Annotated in this window: 23 protein-coding genes; 22 read left to right on the top strand and 1 reads right to left on the bottom strand. The window is 57.5% G+C overall.

The window, feature by feature from the left end; genetic code table 11:
* Nucleotides 1-2: 2 nt before the first annotated feature.
* Nucleotides 3-3,881 (bottom strand): DNA-directed RNA polymerase subunit beta, encoded by a 3,879-nt coding sequence (rpoB, locus tag JYE50_RS05870; protein WP_084097561.1) that lies wholly within the window; start codon nt 3,879-3,881, stop codon nt 3-5.
* A gap of 231 nt (nt 3,882-4,112) precedes the next feature.
* Between rpoB and JYE50_RS05865 the strand changes: the two genes are divergently transcribed.
* From JYE50_RS05865 to JYE50_RS05760, 22 genes are all read left to right on the top strand, one after another.
* Nucleotides 4,113-5,096 carry a ComEC/Rec2 family competence protein gene (locus JYE50_RS05865; protein ID WP_084097563.1) on the top strand — a complete coding sequence of 328 codons (984 nt, stop codon included), beginning with the start codon at nt 4,113-4,115 and terminating at the stop codon, nt 5,094-5,096.
* Between the two features lie 608 nt (nt 5,097-5,704).
* Complete coding sequence (locus tag JYE50_RS05860; RefSeq protein WP_084097565.1) at nt 5,705-5,953, top strand: ribosomal L7Ae/L30e/S12e/Gadd45 family protein; 249 nt, start codon at nt 5,705-5,707, stop codon at nt 5,951-5,953.
* An 82-nt stretch (nt 5,954-6,035) separates the two neighbouring features.
* A complete protein-coding gene (gene rpsL / locus JYE50_RS05855; RefSeq protein ID WP_084097567.1) occupies nt 6,036-6,410 on the top strand; it encodes a 30S ribosomal protein S12 in 375 nt (124 codons plus the stop codon).
* 207 nt (nt 6,411-6,617) lie between these two features.
* Complete coding sequence (gene rpsG / locus JYE50_RS05850) at nt 6,618-7,088, top strand: 30S ribosomal protein S7 (RefSeq protein ID WP_084097569.1); 471 nt, start codon at nt 6,618-6,620, stop codon at nt 7,086-7,088.
* Between the two features lie 54 nt (nt 7,089-7,142).
* Nucleotides 7,143-9,254, top strand: a complete 2,112-nt coding sequence (gene fusA, locus JYE50_RS05845) for an elongation factor G (RefSeq protein WP_084097570.1) — start codon at nt 7,143-7,145, stop codon at nt 9,252-9,254.
* 49 nt (nt 9,255-9,303) lie between these two features.
* Nucleotides 9,304-10,518 carry an elongation factor Tu gene (tuf, locus tag JYE50_RS05840; RefSeq protein WP_304588086.1) on the top strand — a complete coding sequence of 405 codons (1,215 nt, stop codon included), beginning with the start codon at nt 9,304-9,306 and terminating at the stop codon, nt 10,516-10,518.
* A gap of 21 nt (nt 10,519-10,539) precedes the next feature.
* Nucleotides 10,540-10,701 carry a 50S ribosomal protein L33 gene (rpmG, locus tag JYE50_RS05835; RefSeq protein WP_084094935.1) on the top strand — a complete coding sequence of 54 codons (162 nt, stop codon included), beginning with the start codon at nt 10,540-10,542 and terminating at the stop codon, nt 10,699-10,701.
* Between the two features lie 38 nt (nt 10,702-10,739).
* On the top strand, nt 10,740-11,021 hold the full coding sequence (gene secE, locus JYE50_RS05830; RefSeq protein ID WP_084094934.1) for a preprotein translocase subunit SecE: 282 nt from the start codon (nt 10,740-10,742) through the stop codon (nt 11,019-11,021).
* Nucleotides 11,022-11,036: 15 nt separating this feature from the next.
* Nucleotides 11,037-11,573, top strand: a complete 537-nt coding sequence (gene nusG / locus JYE50_RS05825) for a transcription termination/antitermination protein NusG (RefSeq protein ID WP_084094933.1) — start codon at nt 11,037-11,039, stop codon at nt 11,571-11,573.
* 147 nt (nt 11,574-11,720) lie between these two features.
* Complete coding sequence (gene rplK / locus JYE50_RS05820; protein ID WP_084094932.1) at nt 11,721-12,146, top strand: 50S ribosomal protein L11; 426 nt, start codon at nt 11,721-11,723, stop codon at nt 12,144-12,146.
* A gap of 125 nt (nt 12,147-12,271) precedes the next feature.
* Complete coding sequence (rplA, locus tag JYE50_RS05815; RefSeq protein ID WP_084094931.1) at nt 12,272-12,961, top strand: 50S ribosomal protein L1; 690 nt, start codon at nt 12,272-12,274, stop codon at nt 12,959-12,961.
* Nucleotides 12,962-13,272: 311 nt separating this feature from the next.
* Complete coding sequence (locus JYE50_RS05810) at nt 13,273-13,494, top strand: acyl carrier protein (protein WP_084094930.1); 222 nt, start codon at nt 13,273-13,275, stop codon at nt 13,492-13,494.
* Between the two features lie 4 nt (nt 13,495-13,498).
* Nucleotides 13,499-14,443 carry an enoyl-[acyl-carrier-protein] reductase FabK gene (gene fabK / locus JYE50_RS05805; RefSeq protein WP_084094929.1) on the top strand — a complete coding sequence of 315 codons (945 nt, stop codon included), beginning with the start codon at nt 13,499-13,501 and terminating at the stop codon, nt 14,441-14,443.
* Nucleotides 14,431-15,330 (top strand): ACP S-malonyltransferase, encoded by a 900-nt coding sequence (locus tag JYE50_RS05800; RefSeq protein ID WP_084094928.1) that lies wholly within the window; start codon nt 14,431-14,433, stop codon nt 15,328-15,330. Before fabK ends, JYE50_RS05800 begins: the two co-directional genes overlap by 13 nt.
* Nucleotides 15,324-16,052, top strand: a complete 729-nt coding sequence (locus JYE50_RS05795; protein WP_084094927.1) for a 3-oxoacyl-ACP reductase family protein — start codon at nt 15,324-15,326, stop codon at nt 16,050-16,052. Before JYE50_RS05800 ends, JYE50_RS05795 begins: the two co-directional genes overlap by 7 nt.
* 11 nt (nt 16,053-16,063) lie before the next feature.
* Entirely contained in the window at nt 16,064-17,302 is a 1,239-nt protein-coding gene (gene fabF, locus JYE50_RS05790) for a beta-ketoacyl-ACP synthase II (protein ID WP_084094926.1), read from the top strand.
* 4 nt (nt 17,303-17,306) lie between these two features.
* Nucleotides 17,307-17,729: an acetyl-CoA carboxylase biotin carboxyl carrier protein gene (accB, locus tag JYE50_RS05785; protein ID WP_084094925.1), complete on the top strand. Its 423-nt coding sequence runs from the start codon at nt 17,307-17,309 to the stop codon at nt 17,727-17,729.
* Between the two features lie 4 nt (nt 17,730-17,733).
* Nucleotides 17,734-18,150, top strand: a complete 417-nt coding sequence (fabZ, locus tag JYE50_RS05780) for a 3-hydroxyacyl-ACP dehydratase FabZ (RefSeq protein ID WP_084094924.1) — start codon at nt 17,734-17,736, stop codon at nt 18,148-18,150.
* 3 nt (nt 18,151-18,153) lie between these two features.
* Entirely contained in the window at nt 18,154-19,461 is a 1,308-nt protein-coding gene (locus JYE50_RS05775; RefSeq protein ID WP_084094923.1) for an acetyl-CoA carboxylase biotin carboxylase subunit, read from the top strand.
* A 10-nt stretch (nt 19,462-19,471) separates the two neighbouring features.
* Nucleotides 19,472-20,323 carry an acetyl-CoA carboxylase, carboxyltransferase subunit beta gene (gene accD, locus JYE50_RS05770; RefSeq protein ID WP_084094922.1) on the top strand — a complete coding sequence of 284 codons (852 nt, stop codon included), beginning with the start codon at nt 19,472-19,474 and terminating at the stop codon, nt 20,321-20,323.
* Complete coding sequence (locus tag JYE50_RS05765) at nt 20,323-21,120, top strand: acetyl-CoA carboxylase carboxyltransferase subunit alpha (protein ID WP_084094921.1); 798 nt, start codon at nt 20,323-20,325, stop codon at nt 21,118-21,120. Before accD ends, JYE50_RS05765 begins: the two co-directional genes overlap by 1 nt.
* Nucleotides 21,117-22,760, top strand: a complete 1,644-nt coding sequence (locus JYE50_RS05760; protein WP_084094920.1) for an AMP-binding protein — start codon at nt 21,117-21,119, stop codon at nt 22,758-22,760. Before JYE50_RS05765 ends, JYE50_RS05760 begins: the two co-directional genes overlap by 4 nt.
* Nucleotides 22,761-22,838 lie beyond the last annotated feature (78 nt).

The following is a 22,838-nucleotide window of genomic DNA, read 5'->3' as shown; positions in this document are numbered from 1 at the left end:
GGTCAGATGTCATCATCCAGATCCAGGTCGGACAGGTCTTCAACGCTGAAGTCCTCAAGGTCTTCAGTGCCAGCGTTGGAAACGGAGAAGTCGTCTTCTTCGCTGCCTTCTTCATCAGCGCCGAAGGACAGATCGTCTTCGGACATGCTGAAGGCTTCGTCAGCGGCCTGTTCCATTTCCTCGGTCTCTTCGGCAACCGCTTCGCCTTCGCCTTCAGGCTTGGCGGAAACAGCAGCGCGCAGAGCGTCGGACTGGGGCATATCCTCGGGATCGAGCTCGGGAATTTCGATCTCGTTCCGGGCAGCATCCAGGACACGAATGTCAAGGCTCAGGGCCTGCATTTCCTTCAGGAGGACCTTGAAGCTCTCAGGCACACCCGGGTTCGGGATGTTCTGGCCCTTGATGATGGCTTCGTAGGTCTTGACGCGGCCGACGGTATCGTCGGACTTCACGGTCAGGATCTCCTGCAGGGTATTGGCGGCGCCGTAAGCTTCCAGCGCCCAGACTTCCATTTCACCGAAGCGCTGTCCGCCGAACTGGGCTTTACCGCCCAGAGGCTGCTGGGTAACAAGGCTGTAGGGACCGGTGGAACGGGCATGCATCTTGTCATCGACCAGGTGGTGCAGCTTCAGGAAGTACATGATGCCGACGGTGACAGGGTTTTCGAAGTAGTCGCCGGTACGGCCGTCCCTGACGCGGATCTTGCCCTGGCGGAAGAGGGCTTTGCCTTCCTCGTCCAGATCAAGGCGCAGGGGCTTTCCGTTATGGAAATGATATTCGTTTACGTGAGGATCGTTCTCATCTTCCGGAGCGGACATCTTCTTTTCAGCCTTGTCCAGGTGCTCCAGGATCTCCTCGTAGGTGGCGCCGTCGAAGACGGGGGTGGCGATGTGCCAGCCCAGCGCGCGGCAGGCCAGGCCCAGGTGCACTTCCAGAACCTGACCCAGGTTCATACGGGAAGGAACGCCCAGGGGGTTCAGAACGATCTGCAGGGGAGTACCGTCGGGCAGGAAGGGCATATCCTCTTCGCGCAGGATGCGGGAAACAACACCCTTGTTACCGTGACGGCCTGCCATCTTATCGCCGACGGAGATCTTTCTCTTCTGGGCGATGTAGATGCGGACCATTTCATTGACGCCGGGGGAGAGCTCGTCCTTGTTCTCACGGGTGAAGACTTTCACGTCAACAACGATACCGCCTTCGCCGTGGGGAACGCGCAGGGAGGTATCCCGGACCTCACGGGCCTTTTCACCGAAGATGGCGCGCAGCAGGCGCTCTTCAGCGGTCAGTTCAGTTTCACCCTTGGGGGTCACCTTACCGACCAGGATATCACCGGCGTGCACTTCAGCACCGATGCGGACGATACCGCCCTCATCCAGGTCCTTGACAGCGTCATCGGAGATGTTCGGAATGTCGCGGGTGATCTCTTCCGGTCCGAGCTTGGTCTCACGGGCTTCGGATTCGAACTCTTCAATATGGATGGAAGTGTAGATATCTTCCTTAACCAGCTTTTCACTCAGCAGGACAGCGTCCTCGTAGTTGTAGCCTTCCCAGGTCATGAAGCCGATCAGGGCGTTGCGGCCCAGGCCGATCTCTCCCTTTTCAGTGGAGGGACCGTCCGCCAGCAGGTCGCCCTTTTCAATCTTCTGGCCCGCGGAGACCACGGGATGCTGGTTGATGCAGGTGGACTGGTTGGAACGGGCAAACTTGGTCAGGGTGTAGGTGTGGCGCTCGCCGAAGTTGTCACGGATGACGATCTGTGTGGCGTCCACCTTCTCGACCACGCCGTCTTCCTTGGCAAGGATCACGACGCCGGAGTCATGCGCGGCGCGGTATTCCATACCGGTGGCGACGAGGGGAGCTTCGGGAACCAGCAGCGGCACAGCCTGGCGCTGCATGTTGGAACCCATCAGGGCGCGGGTGGCGTCGTCGTTCTCCAGGAAGGGAACCATGGCGGTAGCCACGGAAACGACCTGGCGGGGGCTGACGTCGATGAAGTCCACCTGGGAAACGGGCACTTCAACGATGTCGGCCTTGTCACGGACGGTGATGCGGTCCTTGACGAAGGTGCCGTCGGGATTGAGGGGCTCGTTTGCGGTGGCGACCTTGTACAGGTCTTCCTCGTCCGCGGTCATGTAGTCGATCTCATCCAGCACGCGGCCGTGTTCCTTGTCCACGCGGCGGTAGGGGGCTTCGATGAAGCCGTACTCGTTGATGCGGGCATAGGTGGCCAGGGAGCCGATCAGACCGATGTTGGGACCTTCAGGAGTCTCGATCGGGCAGATACGGGCGTAATGGCTGTAGTGCACGTCGCGGACTTCGAAGGAAGCACGGTCACGGTTCAGACCGCCGGGGCCCAGGGCGCTCAGACGGCGCTTGTGGGTCAGCTCAGCCAGGGGGTTGGGCTGGTCCATGAACTGGGACAGCTGGGAAGAACCGAAGAACTCTTTGATGGCGGCGCTCACGGGGCGGATGTTGATCAGGTCACCGGGCTTGATGTCGGTGGAATCCTGAATGGACATACGCTCACGCACAACGCGCTCCAGGCGGCTCAGGCCGATGCGGATCTGGTTCTGGAGCAGTTCACCGACGCTGCGCAGGCGGCGGTTGCCCAGATGGTCGATATCATCGGTGGTGCCGATGCCGTAGGGCAGGCCCAGCATGTAGTTGACGGAGGAAACGATATCGTCGGGGATGATGTGCTTCGGCACCAGGGCGGCGATGTTTTCCTTCACAGCGTCAAACAGCTGATCGGGCTCAACGGACTCAATGATCTGCTTCAGGGTGGGCAGGTGGACCATTTCCAGGATGCCGGCATCCTTGGGATCGAAGGGCAGGTAGCCGGAAGCGTCAACAAAGTTGTTGCCGACGACCTTGCGGATCTGGCCTTCGCAGTCCAGCATAACGGTGTTCACACCGGCGTTCTGCAGTTCACGGGCGATCTCCAGGGAGATGGTTTCGCCCTTCTTAACCGCGACTTCACCGGTCTGGGGGTTGATGATGTCTTCCGCCGCGATCTGGTTATGGATACGGGTCGCAATGGAAAGCTTCTTATTATATTTATAGCGGCCCACACGCATGAGGTCATAGCGCTTGGGATCAAAGAAGAGGGAATTGAAGAGATTGGTGGCGCTTTCGAGACTGGCGGGTTCGCCGGGTTTCTGGCGCTTGTAGATCTCGATGAGGCCCTCTTCCCTGGACTTGGCGTTATCACCCTTCTGGATGGTGGCCATCAGGCGCTCGTCTTCACCCATGATGTCGATGATCTCCGCGTCGGTGCCGTAGCCAAGGGCGCGCAGAATGACGGTGATGGGCAGTTTGCGGGCGCGGTCGATCCTGACCCAGAGCACATCGTTGGAGTCTGTCTCGTATTCGAGCCAGGCACCGCGGTTGGGGATAATCTGGGAGGAGTAAAGCTTTTTGCCAGCTTTATCGTATGCGACGTCAAAATAGACGCCGGGAGAGCGGACCAGCTGGCTGACGATCACGCGCTCGGCACCGTTGATGATAAAAGTGCCATGGTCGGTCATGAGGGGAAAGTCGCCCATAAAAACGTCGGATTCCTTGATTTCACCGGTCTCCTTATTCTTCAGGCGGACAAACACCTTCAGCGGCGCTGCGTAGGTAATATCCCGTTCACGGCAGCGGGCGATGGAATTTTTCGGCTCGTCCAGAGAATAGTCCACGAATTCCAGAACCAGGTTCCCATTGTAGTCAGTGATGGGAGACACATCGGCCAGGACTTCGCGCAGATCGGTATCGAGAAAGCGCTGATAGGAGTTCTTCTGCACCTCAATCAGGTTGGGCATCTCCAGAACTTCATCAATGCGTGAGAAGCTCATACGTTCGCGGAGCTTCCCCATGTGGACCTCGTGTACCATGTTTTGAAATCACCCCTTATTTCGTCCGACCAGACCGTCCGGGAGACCCGAAAAAATGGGACTTGCGTTTCACACAGAAGCTGTGTAAAATAAGGAAGTCATCATGGGTTTCCAGGCACCAAGACGATACTGATGCAATTATAAATTTTAACATGGCATCAGATAAAAGTCAACGGAAATTTATCTATATTTTATATATTTCTTATAATATATAATAGGAAGGAAAGACTTGTGAGAAAGCTGGGCTTTGCCGCGGTCGCGATTCTGGCCGCGGTGTTCCTGATTCTGTCGGCCAGTGCCGGCCCGGAGGAGACCGTATTTCCTCCGACACCGGAACCGGCACCGGCGGGAAGGGAAATGAGGCCCACCCCGGCGCCTACGGCCGAACCGGGGACAACGGTCATCGACCATGTGCATTCTCCGGGGGTCTGTCCTGATTTTTATTTTCCAAAGGGAGACAAACTCCTGGAGATCTGGATGCCGAACATCAAGGACGCTGATGAGGCGATCCTGATGTATGACGGACAGGTGTACATGATCGACTGCGGGGACGAGCGGGCGGCCAACCGGGGCGCGATCCTGCTGAAGCAGCTGGGAATAGAGAAAATAGACATTCTGTTCAACACGCATCTCCACCACGACCATATCAACGGCCTGGAAATCACGGATGATACGGCGAAAGTCGGGGAAGTGCGGATCTGCTTCAGCCCGGACCTGACGGAAAGCGGCCTGCGGCTGCTGCGGACCACCCAGGAGCGGAACATTCCCCTGAAGGAATACCGGGACGGGGATGAATACACCATGGGTGACGGGGAAGTGAAACTGCTCTTCCTGAAGAACAACGAGACTTACCTGGACATGAACAACCAGAGCGCCCAGACACTTGTCACCTACGGGGAACGGTCCATCCTGTTTATGGCGGACATGGAACAGGCCGGGCAGAACGCGATGATCAGGCGGATCGGAACGGATCTGCTGAAGTGCGATATTGTAAAGTATCCCCATCACGCCAAATCGGATATGTCGACGCCTTTCTTCAAAGCGATGGAGGCGAAGCTGGCGATTGTGACGTCCGTGGAGGGACGGGGAGATGCGGGGCAGGTTGCCCTGACAAAGCGGAAACTTCCGGCGGTGTACACCAGCGTGAAAGGGAAGTTCACGCACCTGGTGACAAACGGGAAATACTGGCTGGTGGAACAGGTTCCGGCTCAATGAGCCGGAACCTGTTCTACAATGCAGAAGGGGAACGATAGGGACGGTCCTTTTCGTTCCCTTTGAGCATGAAAAGCCAATAAATGAGGACTGAGGAACGAAAAGGACCGTCCCTATCGTTCCCCTGAAGGGCAAATGTGAAATATTGAACGGCAAGCCGTTCAATGTGAAATATTCGCCTGCCGGCGAATGTGATAGATGGTTTCGGCTGAGTGCGAAACTATGCGGTTCCCATGACTATTGTCTCATTCTGAATTCGTAGGAGATTCTTCGACTTCGCTCGCGGGCTCGCTTCGCTCAGAATGACACCGTGATAGAATGCCTTCGGTCCTAAAGTATATATCACATCGGCCGGGTACCGGCCGATATTTCACATCTGCGAAGCAGATATTTCACGTGCGAAGCACATTTCATATTCGGCGGAGCCGAATATTTCACTTACCAGTATCGCAAGAGCACAAACGTTCCTAATAATATATTTCTTTCTCTCATAACTTATTGACAATGCTTTACAACAATGATATGATAGTCCAGTTGCAGTATGTTCCGGGGTTTATTGCGCCCTTTTTTGAGGCGGAAAACCCGGGAAACGGGAGGAGGTTCCGAAAGGCATGGACATGCTGAAAGCGGCCGGCAGCCGGAAGGTAGTCGGTACGAAACAGGTGATCCGGGCGATCAAAGCCGGAACCGTATCCAAGGTATATGTCTGCAGCGACGCTGATACCTTCATCTACCAACAGGTGGTCCGGGCCGCGGAAGCGGCGGGTATCCCCTGTGTGAGGGCCGCGTCGATGAAAGAGCTTGGCATGATCTGCGGAGTGGACGTACCCACCGCTGCCGCCGGACTGCTCAAGGCATAAAGAAAGACCCGGGTACAATCAAAACGCCTTCCAGATCCTGAGGGTTGCGGGATCTTGAGGATATTATTCAGGAGGTGCTCTAATGCCCACAATTAATCAGCTTGTCCGTAAGGGCCGCGAACGGGTGACCAAGAAGCCCACCGCTCCTATTCTTCAGGGATGCCCCCAGAAGCGCGGTGTGTGCCTGAGCGTGAAGACTCAGACTCCTAAGAAGCCCAACTCTGCTCTGCGGAAAATCGCGAGAATCCGCCTGACGAACTCCATCGAAGGTACCTGCTACATCCCCGGTATCGGCCACAACCTGCAGGAGCATAGTGTTGTGCTGATCCGTGGCGGCCGTGTTCGTGACCTGCCCGGCGTTCGTTATCACATCATCCGCGGTGCTCTGGATACCGCCGGTGTTGCCAAGCGGATGCAGGCTCGTTCCCTGTACGGCGCGAAGCGCCCGAAGAAGTAAGCAGAAAGCTGCCGCCGCAGTCTGAAACGGTGATGATCCGCGCCTGACACGATGTTGTTCTTCGGAACAGGAATGACAGAGAGACAGGAAGCAGGCGGAGTAAGCCGGCCGGTCTATTCGTGACCGGGACCATGCGATGCTGACGCAGGGTCGGAAGAAGAGGAAGCAGAACACTTACATCAGGACTATTATTGAGGAGGGAAACCTATGCCCCGTCGCGGTTTTGTACCGAAGCGTGAAGTGCTGCCGGATCCCGTTTACGGAACCACGGTAGTTACCAAACTGATCAACCAGATTATGCTGGACGGAAAGCGCGGAGTTGCGCAGAACGTCTGCTATGAGGCTTTTGAAGCCGTTGCCGAAAAGACCGGCAAGGCTGCTACCGACGTTTTCCAGGAAGCCCTGAACAACGTTGCCCCGCAGCTGGAAGTTAAGGCCCGCCGTGTTGGTGGTGCCACCTATCAGGTGCCTATCGAAATCCGCCCCGAACGCCGTCAGACCCTGGCCCTGCGCTGGATCGTTGACTTCGCCCGGAAACGCGGTGAGAAGACCATGGCTGAGCGCCTGGCCGCTGAACTGCTTGACGCCTCCAACAATACGGGCGCCGCGGTAAAACGTAAAGAAGAAATGCACCGTATGGCCGAGGCTAACAAGGCATTCGCTCATTACCGCTGGTAATAAGCATTTCAACTGCACGAACAAAGCAGCATCTGAAAGGAGCAAATCCCAAGTATGCCCAGAAGCCATCCACTTGAAAGAGTCCGGAACATCGGTATTATGGCTCATATCGATGCCGGTAAAACCACCACTACCGAGCGGATCCTGTTCTACACAGGTAAGAATCACCGCATCGGTGAAACGCATGAAGGTACGGCCACCATGGACTGGATGGCCCAGGAACAGGAGCGCGGCATCACCATTACGTCTGCTGCCACCACCTGCTTCTGGCACGATCCCCATGACCCCCAGAATGCGAACAAACAGTATCGTATCAACATCATTGACACGCCCGGCCACGTGGACTTCACGGTCGAGGTGGAACGCAGCCTTCGCGTGCTGGACGGCGCTGTAAGCGTCTTCTGCGCAAAGGGCGGCGTTGAGCCCCAGAGTGAAACCGTATGGAAGCAGGCGGAGACCTATCATGTTCCCCGCATGGCGTACGTCAATAAGATGGACATCACCGGCGCGGACTTCTTCCGCGTGGTTGATATGATGAAGGATCGCCTCGGCGCCAATGCCGTTCCGATTCAGCTGCCCATCGGTAAGGAAAACACCTTCCGCGGCATCATCGACCTAGTGCGTATGCGCGCTGAGATCTACTATGATGACCTCGGACAGGATGTGCGTGATGAGGAAATCCCCGCCGATATGAAGGAGATTGCCGAAGAGTATCGCGCGAACCTGCTGGAGAAGGTCGCTGAGACGGACGACGCCCTGATGGAGAAATTCCTCGAGGGTGAAGAGCTGACCGAAGAAGAGATCCGCGGCGCCATCCGCAAGTGCACCATCGCCTGCACGATGAACCCTGTTCTGTGCGGTACCAGCTACCGTAACAAGGGCGTGCAGCCGCTGCTGGACGCGGTGGTTGAATATATGCCCAGCCCGCTGGATATTCCGGCGATTGAGGGTGTCGACCCCGATGACCATGAAAAGAAGATGGAACGTCATCCTTCCGACGACGAACCCTTCTCCGCACTGGCGTTCAAGATCATGGTTGATCCTTTTGTCGGTAAACTGGCTTTCTTCCGCGTATACAGCGGCAAGCTGGAGTCCGGCAACTACGTGATGAACTCCACCAAGCAGAAGAGGGAGCGCATCAGCCGTATCATGCTGATGCACGCCAATCACCGTGAAGAGGTTGATACCATCTACACCGGTGAGATCGCCGGCGCCGTGGGTCTGAAAGACACCACCACAGGCGACACCCTCTGCGACGAGAACCATCAGATCATCCTGGAAAGCATGGTCTTCCCGGATCCGGTTATCGAAGTAGCCATCGAGCCCAAGACCAAGGCCGGTCAGGAGAAGATGACCTACGCGCTTCAGCGTCTGGCTGAAGAGGATCCCACCTTCAAGACCTACACCAACCAGGAAACCGGTCAGACCATTATCGCCGGCATGGGCGAACTCCACCTGGAGATTATCGTGGACCGCCTGCTGCGCGAGTTCAAAGTTGAAGCAACCGTGGGTAAGCCCCAGGTTACTTACAAGGAAACCATCCGCAAGCCCGCCAAGGCCGAAGGACGTTACGTCCGTCAGACCGGCGGTCACGGCCAGTACGGCCACTGCTGGATCGAGATCGAACCCCAGGAGCCCGGCAAGGGTTACGAGTTCGAGAGCCGTATCGTCGGCGGCGTGATTCCGAAGGAATTCATCGGACCGATCGACGCGGGTATCCAGGAAGCAGCCAAGAGCGGCGCTATCGCCGGCTACGAAGTAGTCAACTTCAAGGCTGCTGTTACGGACGGTTCCTACCACGATGTGGACTCCTCCGAAATGGCGTACAAGATCGCCGCGAGCATGGCTTTCAAGGAAGCTGTCCGCAAGGCCGATCCCTGCCTGATGGAGCCCATGATGAAAGTGGAGATCATCGTACCGGATCAGTATCTGGGCGACGTGATGGGCAATGTGTCCAGCCGCCGCGGCCGGGTCGAAGGCACGGAAGTGCGCGGCCAGGACCAGATCATCCACTCCTTTGTTCCGCTGAGCGAGATGTTCGGCTACACGACCGACCTTCGTTCCCGTACTCAGGGCCGCGGCATGTTCACCATGCAGTTTGACCACTACGAGGAAGTTCCGAAGTCTGTCGCGGAAAAGATCATCGGCAAAAAGCAGCAGGACTGATTTTGTAACTAAATCGACGTGAGATTGATTTACAAGGAGGAAACCCCAAATGGCAAAGGGACATTATGAACGGACAAAGCCCCATGTAAACATCGGCACCATCGGTCACGTTGACCATGGCAAGACCACCCTGACCGCCGCGATCACCATGACGCTGGCTATGAAGGGTGAAGCGCAGGCTATGCGCTATGACGAAATCGACAAGGCTCCGGAAGAAAAAGCACGTGGAATCACCATCAACACCGCTCACGTTGAGTACGAGACCGCCAAGCGTCACTATGCTCACGTGGACTGCCCCGGCCACGCTGACTATGTTAAGAACATGATCACCGGTGCTGCCCAGATGGACGGCGCTATCCTGGTTGTGTCTGCTCCCGACGGCCCGATGCCCCAGACCCGTGAGCACATCCTGCTCGCCCGTCAGGTTGGCGTGCCCTACATCGTCGTGTTCATGAACAAGACCGACATGATGGATGACGAAGAGCTGCTGGAGCTGGTTGAAATGGAAATCCGTGAGCTGCTGAGCAGCTACGACTTCCCCGGCGACGACATCCCGATCATCAAGGGTTCTGCTCTGAAGGTTCTTGAGTACCTGCAGAACGGCGGCACCGACGTTGACAACGCTCCCGAGTGCAAGTGCATCTGGGAACTGATGGACGCTGTTGACAGCTACATTCCGGAACCGGAACGTGCTACCGACCAGCCCTTCCTGATGCCCGTTGAAGACGTGTTCTCCATTTCCGGCCGCGGCACCGTGGCCACCGGCCGTGTTGAGCGTGGTACCGTTAAGGTGTCCGACGCTGTTGAAATCGTCGGCCTGATGGAGAAGCCCCGTAACACCGTTGTTACCGGTGTTGAAATGTTCCACAAGCTGCTGGACCAGGCTGAAGCCGGCGACAACATCGGCGCGCTGCTGCGTGGTATCCAGAGGAACGAAGTCGAGCGCGGCCAGGTTCTGGCGAAGCCCGGCAGCATTCATCCCCATACCCACTGCATCGGCCAGGTGTACGTGCTGACCAAGGAAGAAGGCGGACGTCATACTCCCTTCTTCAACGGCTATCGTCCCCAGTTCTACTTCCGGACGACTGACGTTACCGGCAACATCAAGCTGCCCGACGGCGTGGAAATGGTGATGCCCGGCGATAACATCGACATGGAAATCACCCTGATCACCCCCATCGCTATGGAGCAGGGACTGCGCTTCGCTATCCGCGAAGGCGGCCGTACTGTTGGTTCCGGCGTTGTGGCGAAGGTCATTGAGTAATCTAGTCAGGAGGGATACCAAATGGCAAACGCCGCCCGTACAAAGATTTGCCTGGCTTGCACTGAATGCAAACAGCGCAACTACAACAACATGAAAAATAAGAAGAATACTCCGGATCGCATTGAGCTCCAGAAGTACTGTCCCTTCTGCAAGAAGCACACAACTCATCGCGAGACCAAGTGATCCAAACACCCTACTAACGCTGTGAGGATGTGAAAAAAGTGTCTGAGACGAAGAAAGCGGTTGAATCCGCTGAAAAAGCCGTCCGGAAGACCGGAGAGAGCAAGCTGAGCAAGTTCTTCAGCTGGCTCACTAATCTGCCCAAGCGCATCGCCAAGCCCTTCAAAAACATGTACTATGAGCTGAAGAAGGTTACCTGGCCCAGCAAAGAAAAGCTGATCGCCTATTCCATCATCGTGCTCGTGTTCATGCTCTTCATGGGCATCGTGATCGGTGTGCTGGACCTGGGCGCGTCCGCGTTGGTCAGTAAGCTGATCGCGTAATAGGAGAGAAGTAACATGGCTGAAACAAAGAAGGAGCCTTGCTGGTACGTTATCCACACCTACTCGGGCTACGAGAACAAGGTGAAGGATACGCTGGAAAAGTCCGTCGAAAACAACGGCATGCAGGATCTGATCCTCGAGGTTCGGGTTCCCATGGAAGAAGTTGTTGAGATCCGGAACGGAAAGCGCGTTAAGAGCACCCGTAAGGTTTATCCCGGCTATGTGCTGGTGCACATGATCGAAACCAGTGAGAGCTGGTACGTCGTGCGGAATACCCGCGGCGTTACCGGTTTCGTCGGCCCGGATTCCAAGCCTGTTCCGCTGACGCAGGAAGAAGTCGACATGATGCTCAATACTGAGCAGTCCAGTGTGGACTTCGGCTTCGCGATCGGCGAGCATGTCCGGATCCTGTCCGGCCCGCTGGAAAATTTCAGCGGTGTGGTGGAAGACGTCGATACCGTTCGCGGCAAGCTGACCGTCAAGGTACAGATGTTCCTTGGCCGGGAAATGCCCGTGGAGGTCGATCTCGACCAGGTCGAGAAGGAAGACTGATTCCCGCTCCTGTAATCTGTTTTGTTGCAAAGGGAACGGTCCTGACCGGGCCGTTCCCATGCATCGCCCTGCCTGATGGCAAGGCGCGACGTGGGAGGAAGCTGAACGCTTCCGCTCTACCACAATTTTTATGGAGGTGCCACTCAAATGGCAAAGAAAGTACAGGCTTACATTAAGCTGCAGGTTCCTGCCGGCAAGGCAACACCCGCTCCGCCTATCGGTCCCGCTCTGGGCCAGCACGGCGTGAACATCCCCGGTTTCTGCAAAGAGTTCAATGACCGTACCGCCAAGGAAGCCGGCCTGATCATCCCCGTGGTGATCACCGTCTACACCGACCGTACCTTCACCTTCATCACCAAGACGCCTCCGGCGCCCGTGCTGATCAAGAAGGCTCTGAATCTGCAGAAGGCCAGCGGCCGTCCCAACAAGGAAAAGGTTGGCCAGCTGACGAAGGAACAGGTTCGTAAGATCGCTGAAACCAAGATGCCCGACCTGAACGCCGGCAGCATCGAAGCCGCCATGAGCATGGTGGCCGGTACCGCCCGCAGCATGGGCGTGACCGTCGAGGAATAATGCGGCTCTGTCCGGAGATATGATCCGGATATAGCAAAGCATCGCGCAATGCTGCACAATGGGGCAATGCCCCTGACAATGTGGGAGGACAATGTGCCGCTAAGACCACACAGGAGGAATATATAATGAAACACGGTAAGAAATATACCGACAGCGTAAAGCTGATCGACCATCTGAAGCAGTATGACCCCGAAGAGGCCGTCGATCTGGTGCTCCAGACCGGCAAAGCCAAGTTTGATGAAACTGTCGAGATCTCCGTCCGCCTGGGCGTTGACCCCCGCCACGCTGACCAGCAGGTCCGCGGCGCCGTGGTCCTGCCTCACGGCACCGGCCGCACCATCCGCGTGCTGGTCATTGCCAAGGGCGAAAAGGCCAAGGAAGCTGAGGAAGCCGGTGCCGATTTCGTCGGTGCTGAGGATATGATCCAGAAGATCCAGCAGGAGAACTGGTTCGACTTCGACGTCTGCGTTGCCACCCCCGATATGATGGGTATGGTCGGCCGCATCGGTCGTGTGCTGGGCCCGAAGGGCCTCATGCCCAACCCGAAGTCCGGCACCGTGACCATGGACATCGCCCGTGCGGTGAACGACATCAAAGCCGGTAAAGTGGAATACCGTCTGGACAAGACCGCTATCATCCACTGCCCGATTGGCAAGGTTTCCTTCGGCAAGGAAAAGCTTCAGGAGAACCTGAGCGTGCTGATGGACGCCATCAACAAGGCGAAGCCCGCGGCTGCCAAGGGTACCTATATGAAGAGTGTTTATCTCTCCAGCACCATGGGTCCCGCCGTCCGCGTGAATCCGCTGAAGTTCTGATGAACATGATAAAGAGTCCGGCTGAAAAGCCGGACTCTTTTCATGTTTAATGAATAATGAAAACTGAAAACTGAAAACTTAAAAATAGTGGATAGGACAGCTTCCGATAATCGGAAGCTGTCCTTTTTGATTTGATGCAGTGTGAAAAACGGGATATGGAGTTCAACCATTAATTCTGAATTCTGAATTCTGAATTTTTACCGGGGAACGGATGTGGAACGTTGAGCAGCCCTTTTTGGAACATCCCGTCTGTAGAATATTGCATCGGGCGGCGGAATGCTGCCGGAATAAAAGACCGGAGGGAATGGACTATGTACTTTGAGGCTATCGCAAAAATCGTATCGGAACGGACCGGCGTGGATGTTGCCGCGATCAAACCGGAAAGCAAATTCGCCGAACTGGGGATCGACTCCCTGGACACTGAGGAACTGCTGATGAACCTGGAGGACGAGATCGGCATCGAGATCGAACTGGACCGGAAAGTGGAAACCATTGATGACCTGGACAAGTTTATCCAGAGCAGGCAGGGATAAGAACATGATACAGTCAGCCATTTGTGAGATGCTGGGGATACGCTATCCCGTTTTCCAGGGAGGTATGGCCTGGATCGCCGACGCAAAGCTGGCGGCAGCGGTGTCCAACGGCGGCGGCCTCGGGATCATCGCGGCCGGAAACGCGCCGGGGGATTACGTCAGGCAGCAGGTTCGGGAAGCCAGGAAGCTGACCGGAAAACCGGTGGGCGTCAACATCATGCTGCTCAGCCCTTTTGCGGAGGAAGTGGCCCGTGTTGTGACAGAGGAAAAGGTGGAAGTGGTCACAACGGGTGCCGGTAATCCTTCCGCGTATATCAAAGACTGGCTCGCGGCGGGCATAAAGGTCATTCCGGTGGTGGCTTCAGTGGCCATGGCGAAACTGATGACCCGTCTCGGCGCTTCCGCGCTGATCGCGGAAGGCGGCGAAAGCGGCGGCCATGTGGGGGAACTGACCACCATGGTGCTGGTTCCGCAAGTCTGTGACGCAACGAACCTCCCTGTGATCGCGGCGGGCGGTATCGCCGACGGACGGGGAATGGCAGCTGCCTTTATGCTGGGCGCCTGCGGTGTCCAGATGGGAACCCGCTTCCTGAGCGCGGAAGAATGTACCATTCATCCTTCCTATAAGGAGAAGATCCTGAAAGCTACGGATCTTTGCACCATGGTGACCGGCAGGCGGCTGGGCCATCCGGTCCGCAGCCTGCGTACACCTTTCGCCAGGGAATACGCGAAAGCGGAATACGGCGGAATGCCGGATGAGAACCTGGAAGCCCTGGGACGGGGAGCTCTCAGGCTTGCGGTGCAGGAAGGAGACAGCGAAAAGGGCTGTTTCCTGTCGGGACAGATCGCGGCCATGGTCCGTAAGGAACAGCCGGCTGCGGAGATTATCAGGGAAGTTGCGGAAGGAGCGGAACCGCTCCTCCGGAGGGCATCTCAATGGGTAAAATAGCATTCGTGTTTTCAGGACAGGGAGACCAGTATCCGGGCATGGGCAAGGAGCTGGCGGAAAAGTATGCGGCCGCGGAAGCAGTATTTGCCGCCTGCGATGCCATCCGCCCCGGCACATCCGCCCAGTGCTTCGCGGGCTCAGAGGAAGAACTGAAGGAAACCCGGAACACACAGCCCTGCCTCTTTGCCACGGAGCTTGCGGCTGCGTCCGTGCTGATGGACAAAGGCGTTGTGCCTGACGCGGCGGCGGGCTTTTCCCTGGGCGAGGTGGCGGCGGCCGCGGCCTGCGGGCTGTTTGATATGGAAACAGGTTTCCGGCTTGTCTGCAGGCGCGGGGAACTGATGCAGCGAGAAGCGGAAAAGCAGGATACGTCCATGGCTGCGGTGGTGAAGCTGACCGAAGAACAGGTTCGGGAGATCTGCGGCAGGCATGAGGAAGTGTATCCTGTAAACTTCAACTGCCCGGGGCAGGTCACGGTTTCCGGCCTTTCCTCACAGATGGCTGGATTTTTTGAGGATGTGAAAGCCGCGGGCGGCCGGGCTATTCCCCTGAAAGTGAAAGGCGCTTTCCATTCACCGTTTATGCGGAAGGCGGCCGATGATTTTGCCGAAGCGCTGGCGCAGGCGGAGATCAGGGAAAACACCATTCCGCTGTACTCCAATATGACAGCCGGGCTTTACGCCGGAAACGCGGCGGAGCTGCTTTCCGGGCAGATCTTCAGCCCGGTGCTGTGGGAAAAGATCATCCGCAATATGATCAAGGGCGGGGTTGACACCTTCATTGAGATCGGCCCCGGGAAGACGCTCTGCAATATGATCCGGAGGATCAGCAGCGACGTCACGGCGGTCAGCGTGACAGAATATCTTTCTGAGGTGGAAGCATGTTAAAGGAAAAAACAGCGATCGTGACCGGCGGTTCCCGGGGGATCGGCAAAGCCATCGCGCTGAAACTGGCCTCCATGGGAGCGGATATCGCCGTTATTTACGCGGGAAACACGGATGCGGCGGAAGCTGTCAGCCGGCAGTGCCGGGAGGAATACGGCGTAAACGCGAAGGCTTACCGGTGTGACGTGGCGGATTATGCCACTGTAAAAGAAAACGTGGCACAGATCAAAGCAGATTTCGGAACGGCGCATATCCTGGTGAACAACGCGGGGATCACCCGGGACGGGCTGCTGGCCATGATGAAGGAAGAGGATTATGACGCCGTCCTGGATACCAACCTCAAGGGCGCTTTCAACATGATCCGCCACTGTGCCGGCCTGTTTATCCGGAACCGGGAGGGCTGCGTGATCAATATCACTTCTGTGGCGGGGATCATGGGCAACGCGGGACAATGCAATTATGCCGCGTCCAAGGCGGGCCTGATCGGCCTGACGAAATCCGTCGCCAGGGAACTGGCACCGAAGGGGATTCGCTGCAACGCCATTGCCCCGGGGTTTATCGCGACGGACATGACAGAAAGCCAGGCGGAGAATCCGCTGCTGGAGAAGATCCCGCTGGGCCGGATGGGCAAGGCGGAAGACGTGGCCGACGCGGCGGCGTTCCTGGCATGCGCTGAATATGTGACGGGCGAAGTCCTCCGGGTTGACGGCGGAATCGCGATGTAAGGAGAAAAAGGATGAGCGAATACAGAAGAGTCGTTGTGACCGGGATCGGCGCGGTGACCCCGTTGGGGAACAGCGCGGCGGACACCTGGGAAGGCATGAAAAACGGGAAGAACGGCATCGGGCCGATCACCCTGTTTGATACGGAGAATTTCAAGGCGAAGCTGGCGGCGGAAGTCAGGAACTTCGATCCGAAGGAATACCTGGAAGTAAAGGAGATCCTCCGCACGGACCGCTACGCGCAGTTCGCGGTGGCCGCGGCGAAGCAGGCGGCTTATGAAAGCGGCATCGAAGGGACGGTTGAGCCGGAACGCTTCGCCGTCATTTTCGGTACGGGTATCGGCGGGATCAGCACCTTTGAAAAGGAACACAGCACGCTGCTGGAGAAAGGCCCACGCCGGGTTTCTCCGCTGATGGTTCCGATGATGATCGGGAACATGGCGGCCGGACTGATCGCCATCCGGCATGACTGCCGGAACTCCGTCATGCCGGCGGTAACAGCCTGTGCTTCCGGTTCCAATGCCATCGGGGAAGCCATGCACCTGATCCGCCACGGATACGCGGACGCGGCGATCACCGGCGGCGCGGAAGCCGCGATCATTCCTTCTGCCATCGCCGGCTTTGCCAATATGCAGGCTTTGTCTGTCTCACAGGATCCGGATGAAGCCTCACTTCCTTTTGATAAACGCAGGGGCGGTTTCGTCATGGGAGAAGGCGCTGCGGCGCTCATCCTGGAGGAATACGGCCACGCGAAAAAACGCGGAGCCAGGATCTACGGCGAGGTATGCGGCTACGGCTCCACCTGTGACGCGTATCACATCACCGCGCCCCATCCGGAAGCCCGCGGCGGCGCCCGGGCCATGGAGGATGCCATGAAGGAAGCGGATTACTCGGAAAAGGACATGGTCTATATCAATGCCCACGGTACCGGCACGCCGATGAACGATGTGATCGAGACCCTGGCGATCAAAAAAGCGCTTGGGGAAGAGGGCGCGAAGAAAGCCCTGGTCAGCTCCACCAAGTCCATGACCGGTCATATGCTGGGCGCGGCGGGAGCTGTGGAAGCCCTGGCCTGCCTGCTGGCGCTGGATGAAGGCATCATTCCGCCCACGATCAACCTGAAAGAACAGGATGAGGCCTGTGACCTGAACTGCACGCCGAATCGTGCGGTGAAAGCGGATATTACCCTGGCGCTTTCCAATTCCCTGGGCTTTGGCGGTCACAACGCGTGCCTTGCTTTCAGAAAGGTGTAAGGAAATGAAGGAAACAGATATTCGCAAATACGCGGGGCTGATGAAGGAACTGGGCCTGACCGGCCTGGAACTGACGGATGGGAACGGCACGGTCCGCCTGGAACGGGCGGTTCCGGCACAGGCGGAAAAAACCGTATACGCTGTTCCGGAGACGTCTTCCGCACCGGTACAGGCCGCTGAAAACAGGGACTATATCAGCGTAAAATCCCCGATCGTCGGCGTGTTCTATGCCGCGCCGGCGGAGAAGGCGGAATCCTTTGTGAAAGCGGGGGATTCGGTGAATAAGGGACAGACGCTCTGTATTATCGAAGCCATGAAGCTGATGAACGAGATCGTTGCCGAGGAAGACGGCGTGATCTCGGAAGTCTGCGTGACCAACGGGCAGGTTGTGGAATACGGAACAGAGCTGTTCCGGATCAGGAGATAAGGCTGTGAACAGAGACGAGATCATGCGGGTCCTGCCGCACAGGGAGCCGATGCTGCTCCTGGACGACGTGGAGGAACAGGACGGCGAATCAGTCGGGCATTACGCTGTGCGCGGGGATGAGTTTTTCCTGAAGGGGCATTTTCCGGGCAATCCGATCGTTCCCGGGGTGATCCTGTGCGAGATCCTGGCCCAGTCCGCCTGCGTGCTGCTTAAGGACGTGATGAAGGAAGGGGAGCTGACGGTCTACACAGGCCTCAACAACGTAAAGTTCCGTTCCCCTGTGAAGCCGGGGGACCGGGTGGAAACCCGCTGCCGCATCAAAAGGGTCAAGCATCCCTTTTACTTTGCGGAGGGCAGGGTCACTGTGGACGGCAGGCTCTGCGTGTCCGCTGAGTTCTCCGTAGCGATTACAGGAGCGTAAACGATGTTTTCAAAGATACTCATTGCCAACCGGGGAGAGATCGCTGTCCGCATCATCCGGGCCTGCAAGGAAATGGGCGTGGCCACAGTGGCGGTCTATTCAGAGGAGGACAGGAATGCCCTGCATGTGGCGCTGGCGGACCAGAGCTACTGCATCGGCGGCGCGGAGGCGTCCGGCAGTTACCTGAATGAAAACCAGATTATTTCTGTTGCCATCCTGGCGGGAGCCCAGGCGATCCACCCGGGCTATGGCTTCCTCTCGGAAAACGCGCATTTTGCCAGGCTTTGCAGGAAAAACGGGCTGGTCTTTATCGGCCCCGATCCCGAGAACATGGAACGTCTCAGCGACAAGGCGGTGCTGAAGGAACTGATCCGGGAGACGGGCCTTTCGGTAATCCCCGGTACCAAAGCCGTGGCATCCGCGGAGGAAGCGAAGAAGGCGGCGGCAAAGATCGGCTATCCTGTGATGCTGAAGGCCTGCGCGGGCGGCGGCGGCCGGGGGATCCGGCTGATCCACACGGAGGATGAACTGGAAGACGCCTACATGCAGGCGACCGCGGAAGCGGTCAGCGCCTTCGGGGACGGCAGCGTTTACCTGGAGAAATATATCTTCCCGGCCAGGCATGTGGAGCTCCAGATCCTGGCGGATGAGCACGGGAACGCGGTATGCCTGGGGGACCGGGACTGCTCTCTGCAGCGGCGGAATCAGAAACTGCTTGAAGAAACCCCTTCACCCGCGGTGAGTGATGAACAGCGCCGGCAGATCACGGAGCTGGCGGTGGACGCGGTGAAGAAGATCGGGTATGTGGGGGCAGGGACGCTGGAATTCCTGCTGGACGGGGACGGGAAGTTCTGGTTTATGGAGATGAACGTCCGCCTGCAGGTGGAACATTGCGTGACCGAAATGCTGACAGGCATCGATATTGTGAAATGGCAGATCCGGATCGCGGCGGGAATCCCGCTGAATTTTACGCAGGAGGAGATCCGGATGACCGGATCCGCTGTGGAATGCCGGATCAACGCGGGAAGCTGCGGACGGCTGAAAATGCTCCATGTACCGGGAGGCCCCTCGGTACGCTTTGATACCTGCCTGGTGGAGGGAACGGCGGTATCCCCGTATTACGATTCGCTGCTGGGGAAACTGGTGGTTTTCGCCAGGACCCGGGAGGAAACCCTGCGCAAAATGCGGGCAGCCCTTTGCGAACTGGTTATTGAGGGAATCCAGACCAATATTGTGGAACAGCTTCGGATTGTGGAGGATGAGCGTTTTATCTCCGGCAGGTATGATCTGTCATTTATGGGAAACAGGTGATGAGATGGCAATGCTGAATTTTATGAAACCCATGAATCAGCTGGAGGAGGGCGGACGCACTGCCGCGCCTGTCCAGCGTGATGACGGGGAGCCTGAAAAGAAGTGCCCGAACTGCCGTAAGGAAATCCCCCTGAGCCGCCTGTGGGCCAATGACCTGGTCTGTCCCTGCGGATATCATTTCCGGATGAAGGCACGCCAGCGCATCCAGATGATCGCCGACCGGGGCAGCTTCCGGGAACTGTTTTCCGGAATGAAATCGGATAATCCGCTGAATTTCCCCGGATACAGCGAAAAGATCGAAACAGTCCGGGTGGCCAGCGGGGAACAGGAAGCGGTTGTGTGCGGCACAGCGGCCATCGGGAAGCAGCCGTGCTGCCTGTTTGTCATGGAATCCTATTTTATGATGGGCAGCATGGGCAGCGCGGTGGGGGAAAAGATCACCTCGCTATTTGAGTATGCCGTCCGGTTCCGCCTGCCGGTGGTGGGCTTTAGCGTATCAGGAGGAGCCCGGATGCAGGAAGGGCTTCTGTCCCTGATGCAGATGGCCAAGACCAGCGCGGCGGTGAAGAGGCACAGCGACGCGGGACTCCTGTATATCGCGGTGCTGACGGATCCCACAACGGGCGGAGTTACGGCCAGCTTTGCCATGGAGGCGGATATCATCCTGGCGGAGCCCGGCGCGACGGTGGGTTTTGCCGGGGCGCGGGTGATCGAGCAGACCACGAAAAAACCGCTGCCGGAGGGGTTCCAGACGGCGGAATTCCTGCTGGAACATGGCTTCGTGGACAGCATTGTTCCGCGGCCGGGACAGAAGAAATACCTGGCCGGGATCCTGAAGATGCATGACGGGAGGACGGCCTGATGAGCGAGTCAGCATATAAGCGGGTCAGGATCGCCCGCAATAACGGCAGGCCGATGGGGCAGGATTACATCCGGAACATATTCAGGGAATTTACGGAATTCCACGGCGACCGGCGGTATGCGGACGATCCGGCTGTGATCGGCGGGATTGCCAGGCTGGATGGCGTTCCGGTAACGGTGATCGCCATTGAAAAAGGGCATACCGCAAAGGAACGTACCTGCCGGAATTTCGGCGCGCCGAATCCGGAAGGCTACCGCAAAGCCCTGCGGCTGATGGAGCAGGCTGAGAAGTTCGGAAGGCCGGTGATCTGCTTTATCGACACATCCGGCGCTTTCTGCGGGATCGGCGCGGAGGAACGGGGACAGGGACAGGCCATCGCCGAAAACCTGATGAGGATGTCCACGCTGTGCGTTCCGATCATTTCCATCCTGATCGGCGAGGGAGGCAGCGGCGGAGCCCTGGCCCTGGCAGTGGCCGACCGGGTGTGGATGCTGCAGAACGCGGTCTATTCGGTAATCTCTCCGGAAGGCTGCGCCAGCATTCTCTGGAAGGATCCGGAAAAGGCGGAAACCGCGGCGGAAAGCCTGAAACTGACCGCGGAGGACGCCCGGAGCCTGGGCGTGATCGAACGCATCCTTTCCGAAAAGGAGATCGGAAGCAAAGCATTCTATGACAGGATCCGTGATCTCCTGAAGGAGGAAACGGAAATCCTCGCGAAGGATGCCGACCTGGTTGGGAAACGCTATGAACGGTTCCGCAGGATCGGCACCGGTGCGGTCATGAAGGAGTCAGTATGAGTATCTACAGGGAATTCTGCCACGAGATTACCGATGAAAACGGGATGCTGAAGAAGATCACCCTGGATTATCCGGAGGATTTCAACTTCGGGTATGACGTGGTCGACCGGGTGGCAGGCGAAACCCCGGACAAAAGAGCAATCGTATGGTGCAACGCGGAAGGCGAAGAACATATCTTTACCTTCTCGGATATCAGACGCTGCAGCAACCGGATCGCGAACGTGTTCCGGGCCGCGGGCATCGGGCGCGGGAACCGGGTGATGCTGATCCTGAAGCGCCACTATGAATACTGGTTCGCGGCGGTGGCACTGCACAAGATCGGCGCGGTGATGATTCCCGTGACCCATATGCTGACCGTCAGCGACCTGGAATACCGCCTGAAGGCATCCGGGGTCAGGGCGATCGTGTGTACAGCGCAGAGCAATGTACCCGGAAAAGTGAAGGAAGCGCTGGCACAGGCAGGGCTTACGGCCCGACTCTGGTGCGTGCAGGGGAACGCGGAGGGCTTTGAAAACCTGACGGAAGCGATGCAGACGGCGCCTGAAGACCTGGAGCGGATCTCCACCAAAGCGGCTGATCCGATGATCCTGTATTTCACATCCGGCACCACCGGCTATCCCAAAGGCGTGATCCACTCCTATACCTATCCGCTGGCGCATATTGTGACAGCCCGGTACTGGCAGCAGGCGGAGGATAACGGACTTCACTTTACCGTTGCGGAAACCGGCTGGGCCAAGGCATCCTGGGGAAAGATCTACGGGCAGTGGCTGGTGGGCAGCGCTGTCATGGTCTATGACTTTGACAGCTTTGATCCGAAACAGCTGACCCAGATCATCAACAAATACGGCGTCACCTCTTTCTGCGCGCCGCCGACGGTTTACCGCTACCTGGTCCGGAAGGGGATTCCGGACATGCCGACGCTGAAGCACGCGTCCACGGCGGGTGAGATGCTGGCGCCTGAAGTGTTCCGGAAGTTTACGGAGCGCACGGGGCTGGAACTGTGTGAAGGGTACGGCCAGACGGAGACGACCCTGCTGCTTGCCAATTTCAGGGGAATGCCTGCCGCGGAAGGTTCCATGGGCGTGCCGTCTCCTTTCTATCACATCGAACTGCGCAACCGCCAGGGGAAGCCCGCGGGAGTGAACGAGACCGGGGAGGTTGTCATCGTTCCGGAGGAGCCCGGCAGGCAGACCGGCGTGTTCATGGCTTACCTGGACAATGAAAAGCAGTATGAATATGTGTGGCGCGGCGGCGTTTATCATACGGGAGACGCGGCCAGCATGGACGAAAACGGGCGATACTGGTTCCGGGGACGTTTTGACGATATCATCAAGACCGGCGGTTACCGCGTAGGCCCCTATGAGGTGGAGAACGTGCTGCTGGAGCATCCCGCTGTTGCTGAGTGCAGCGTGTTCGGGGTGCCGGACCCGCTCAGGGGCCAGGCGATCAAAGCGGTGATCGTTCCCGGACAGGAATACCCGCCCTCCAGGGAACTGGAGCATGAGATCAAGGAATTCTGCAACCTGCGGCTGGCCGAGTACAAGTGGATCCGCCTGATCGAATTCGCGCAGGAAATGCCGAAGACCATCAGCGGGAAAATCCGGAAGAATATCATGCGGAAGCAGGCCTGCGCGCGCTGAACGGGGATTGGGAAAAGGATGGATTTGCAAAAAAAACGAAAATCAGCTATAAATATGTACAATACAACTTTTCATTGC

It is taken from the genome of Aristaeella lactis, assembly GCF_018118585.1.
Taxonomy (GTDB): domain Bacteria; phylum Bacillota; class Clostridia; order Christensenellales; family Aristaeellaceae; genus Aristaeella; species Aristaeella lactis.
This window is presented reverse-complemented; position numbering and strand designations above follow the sequence as displayed.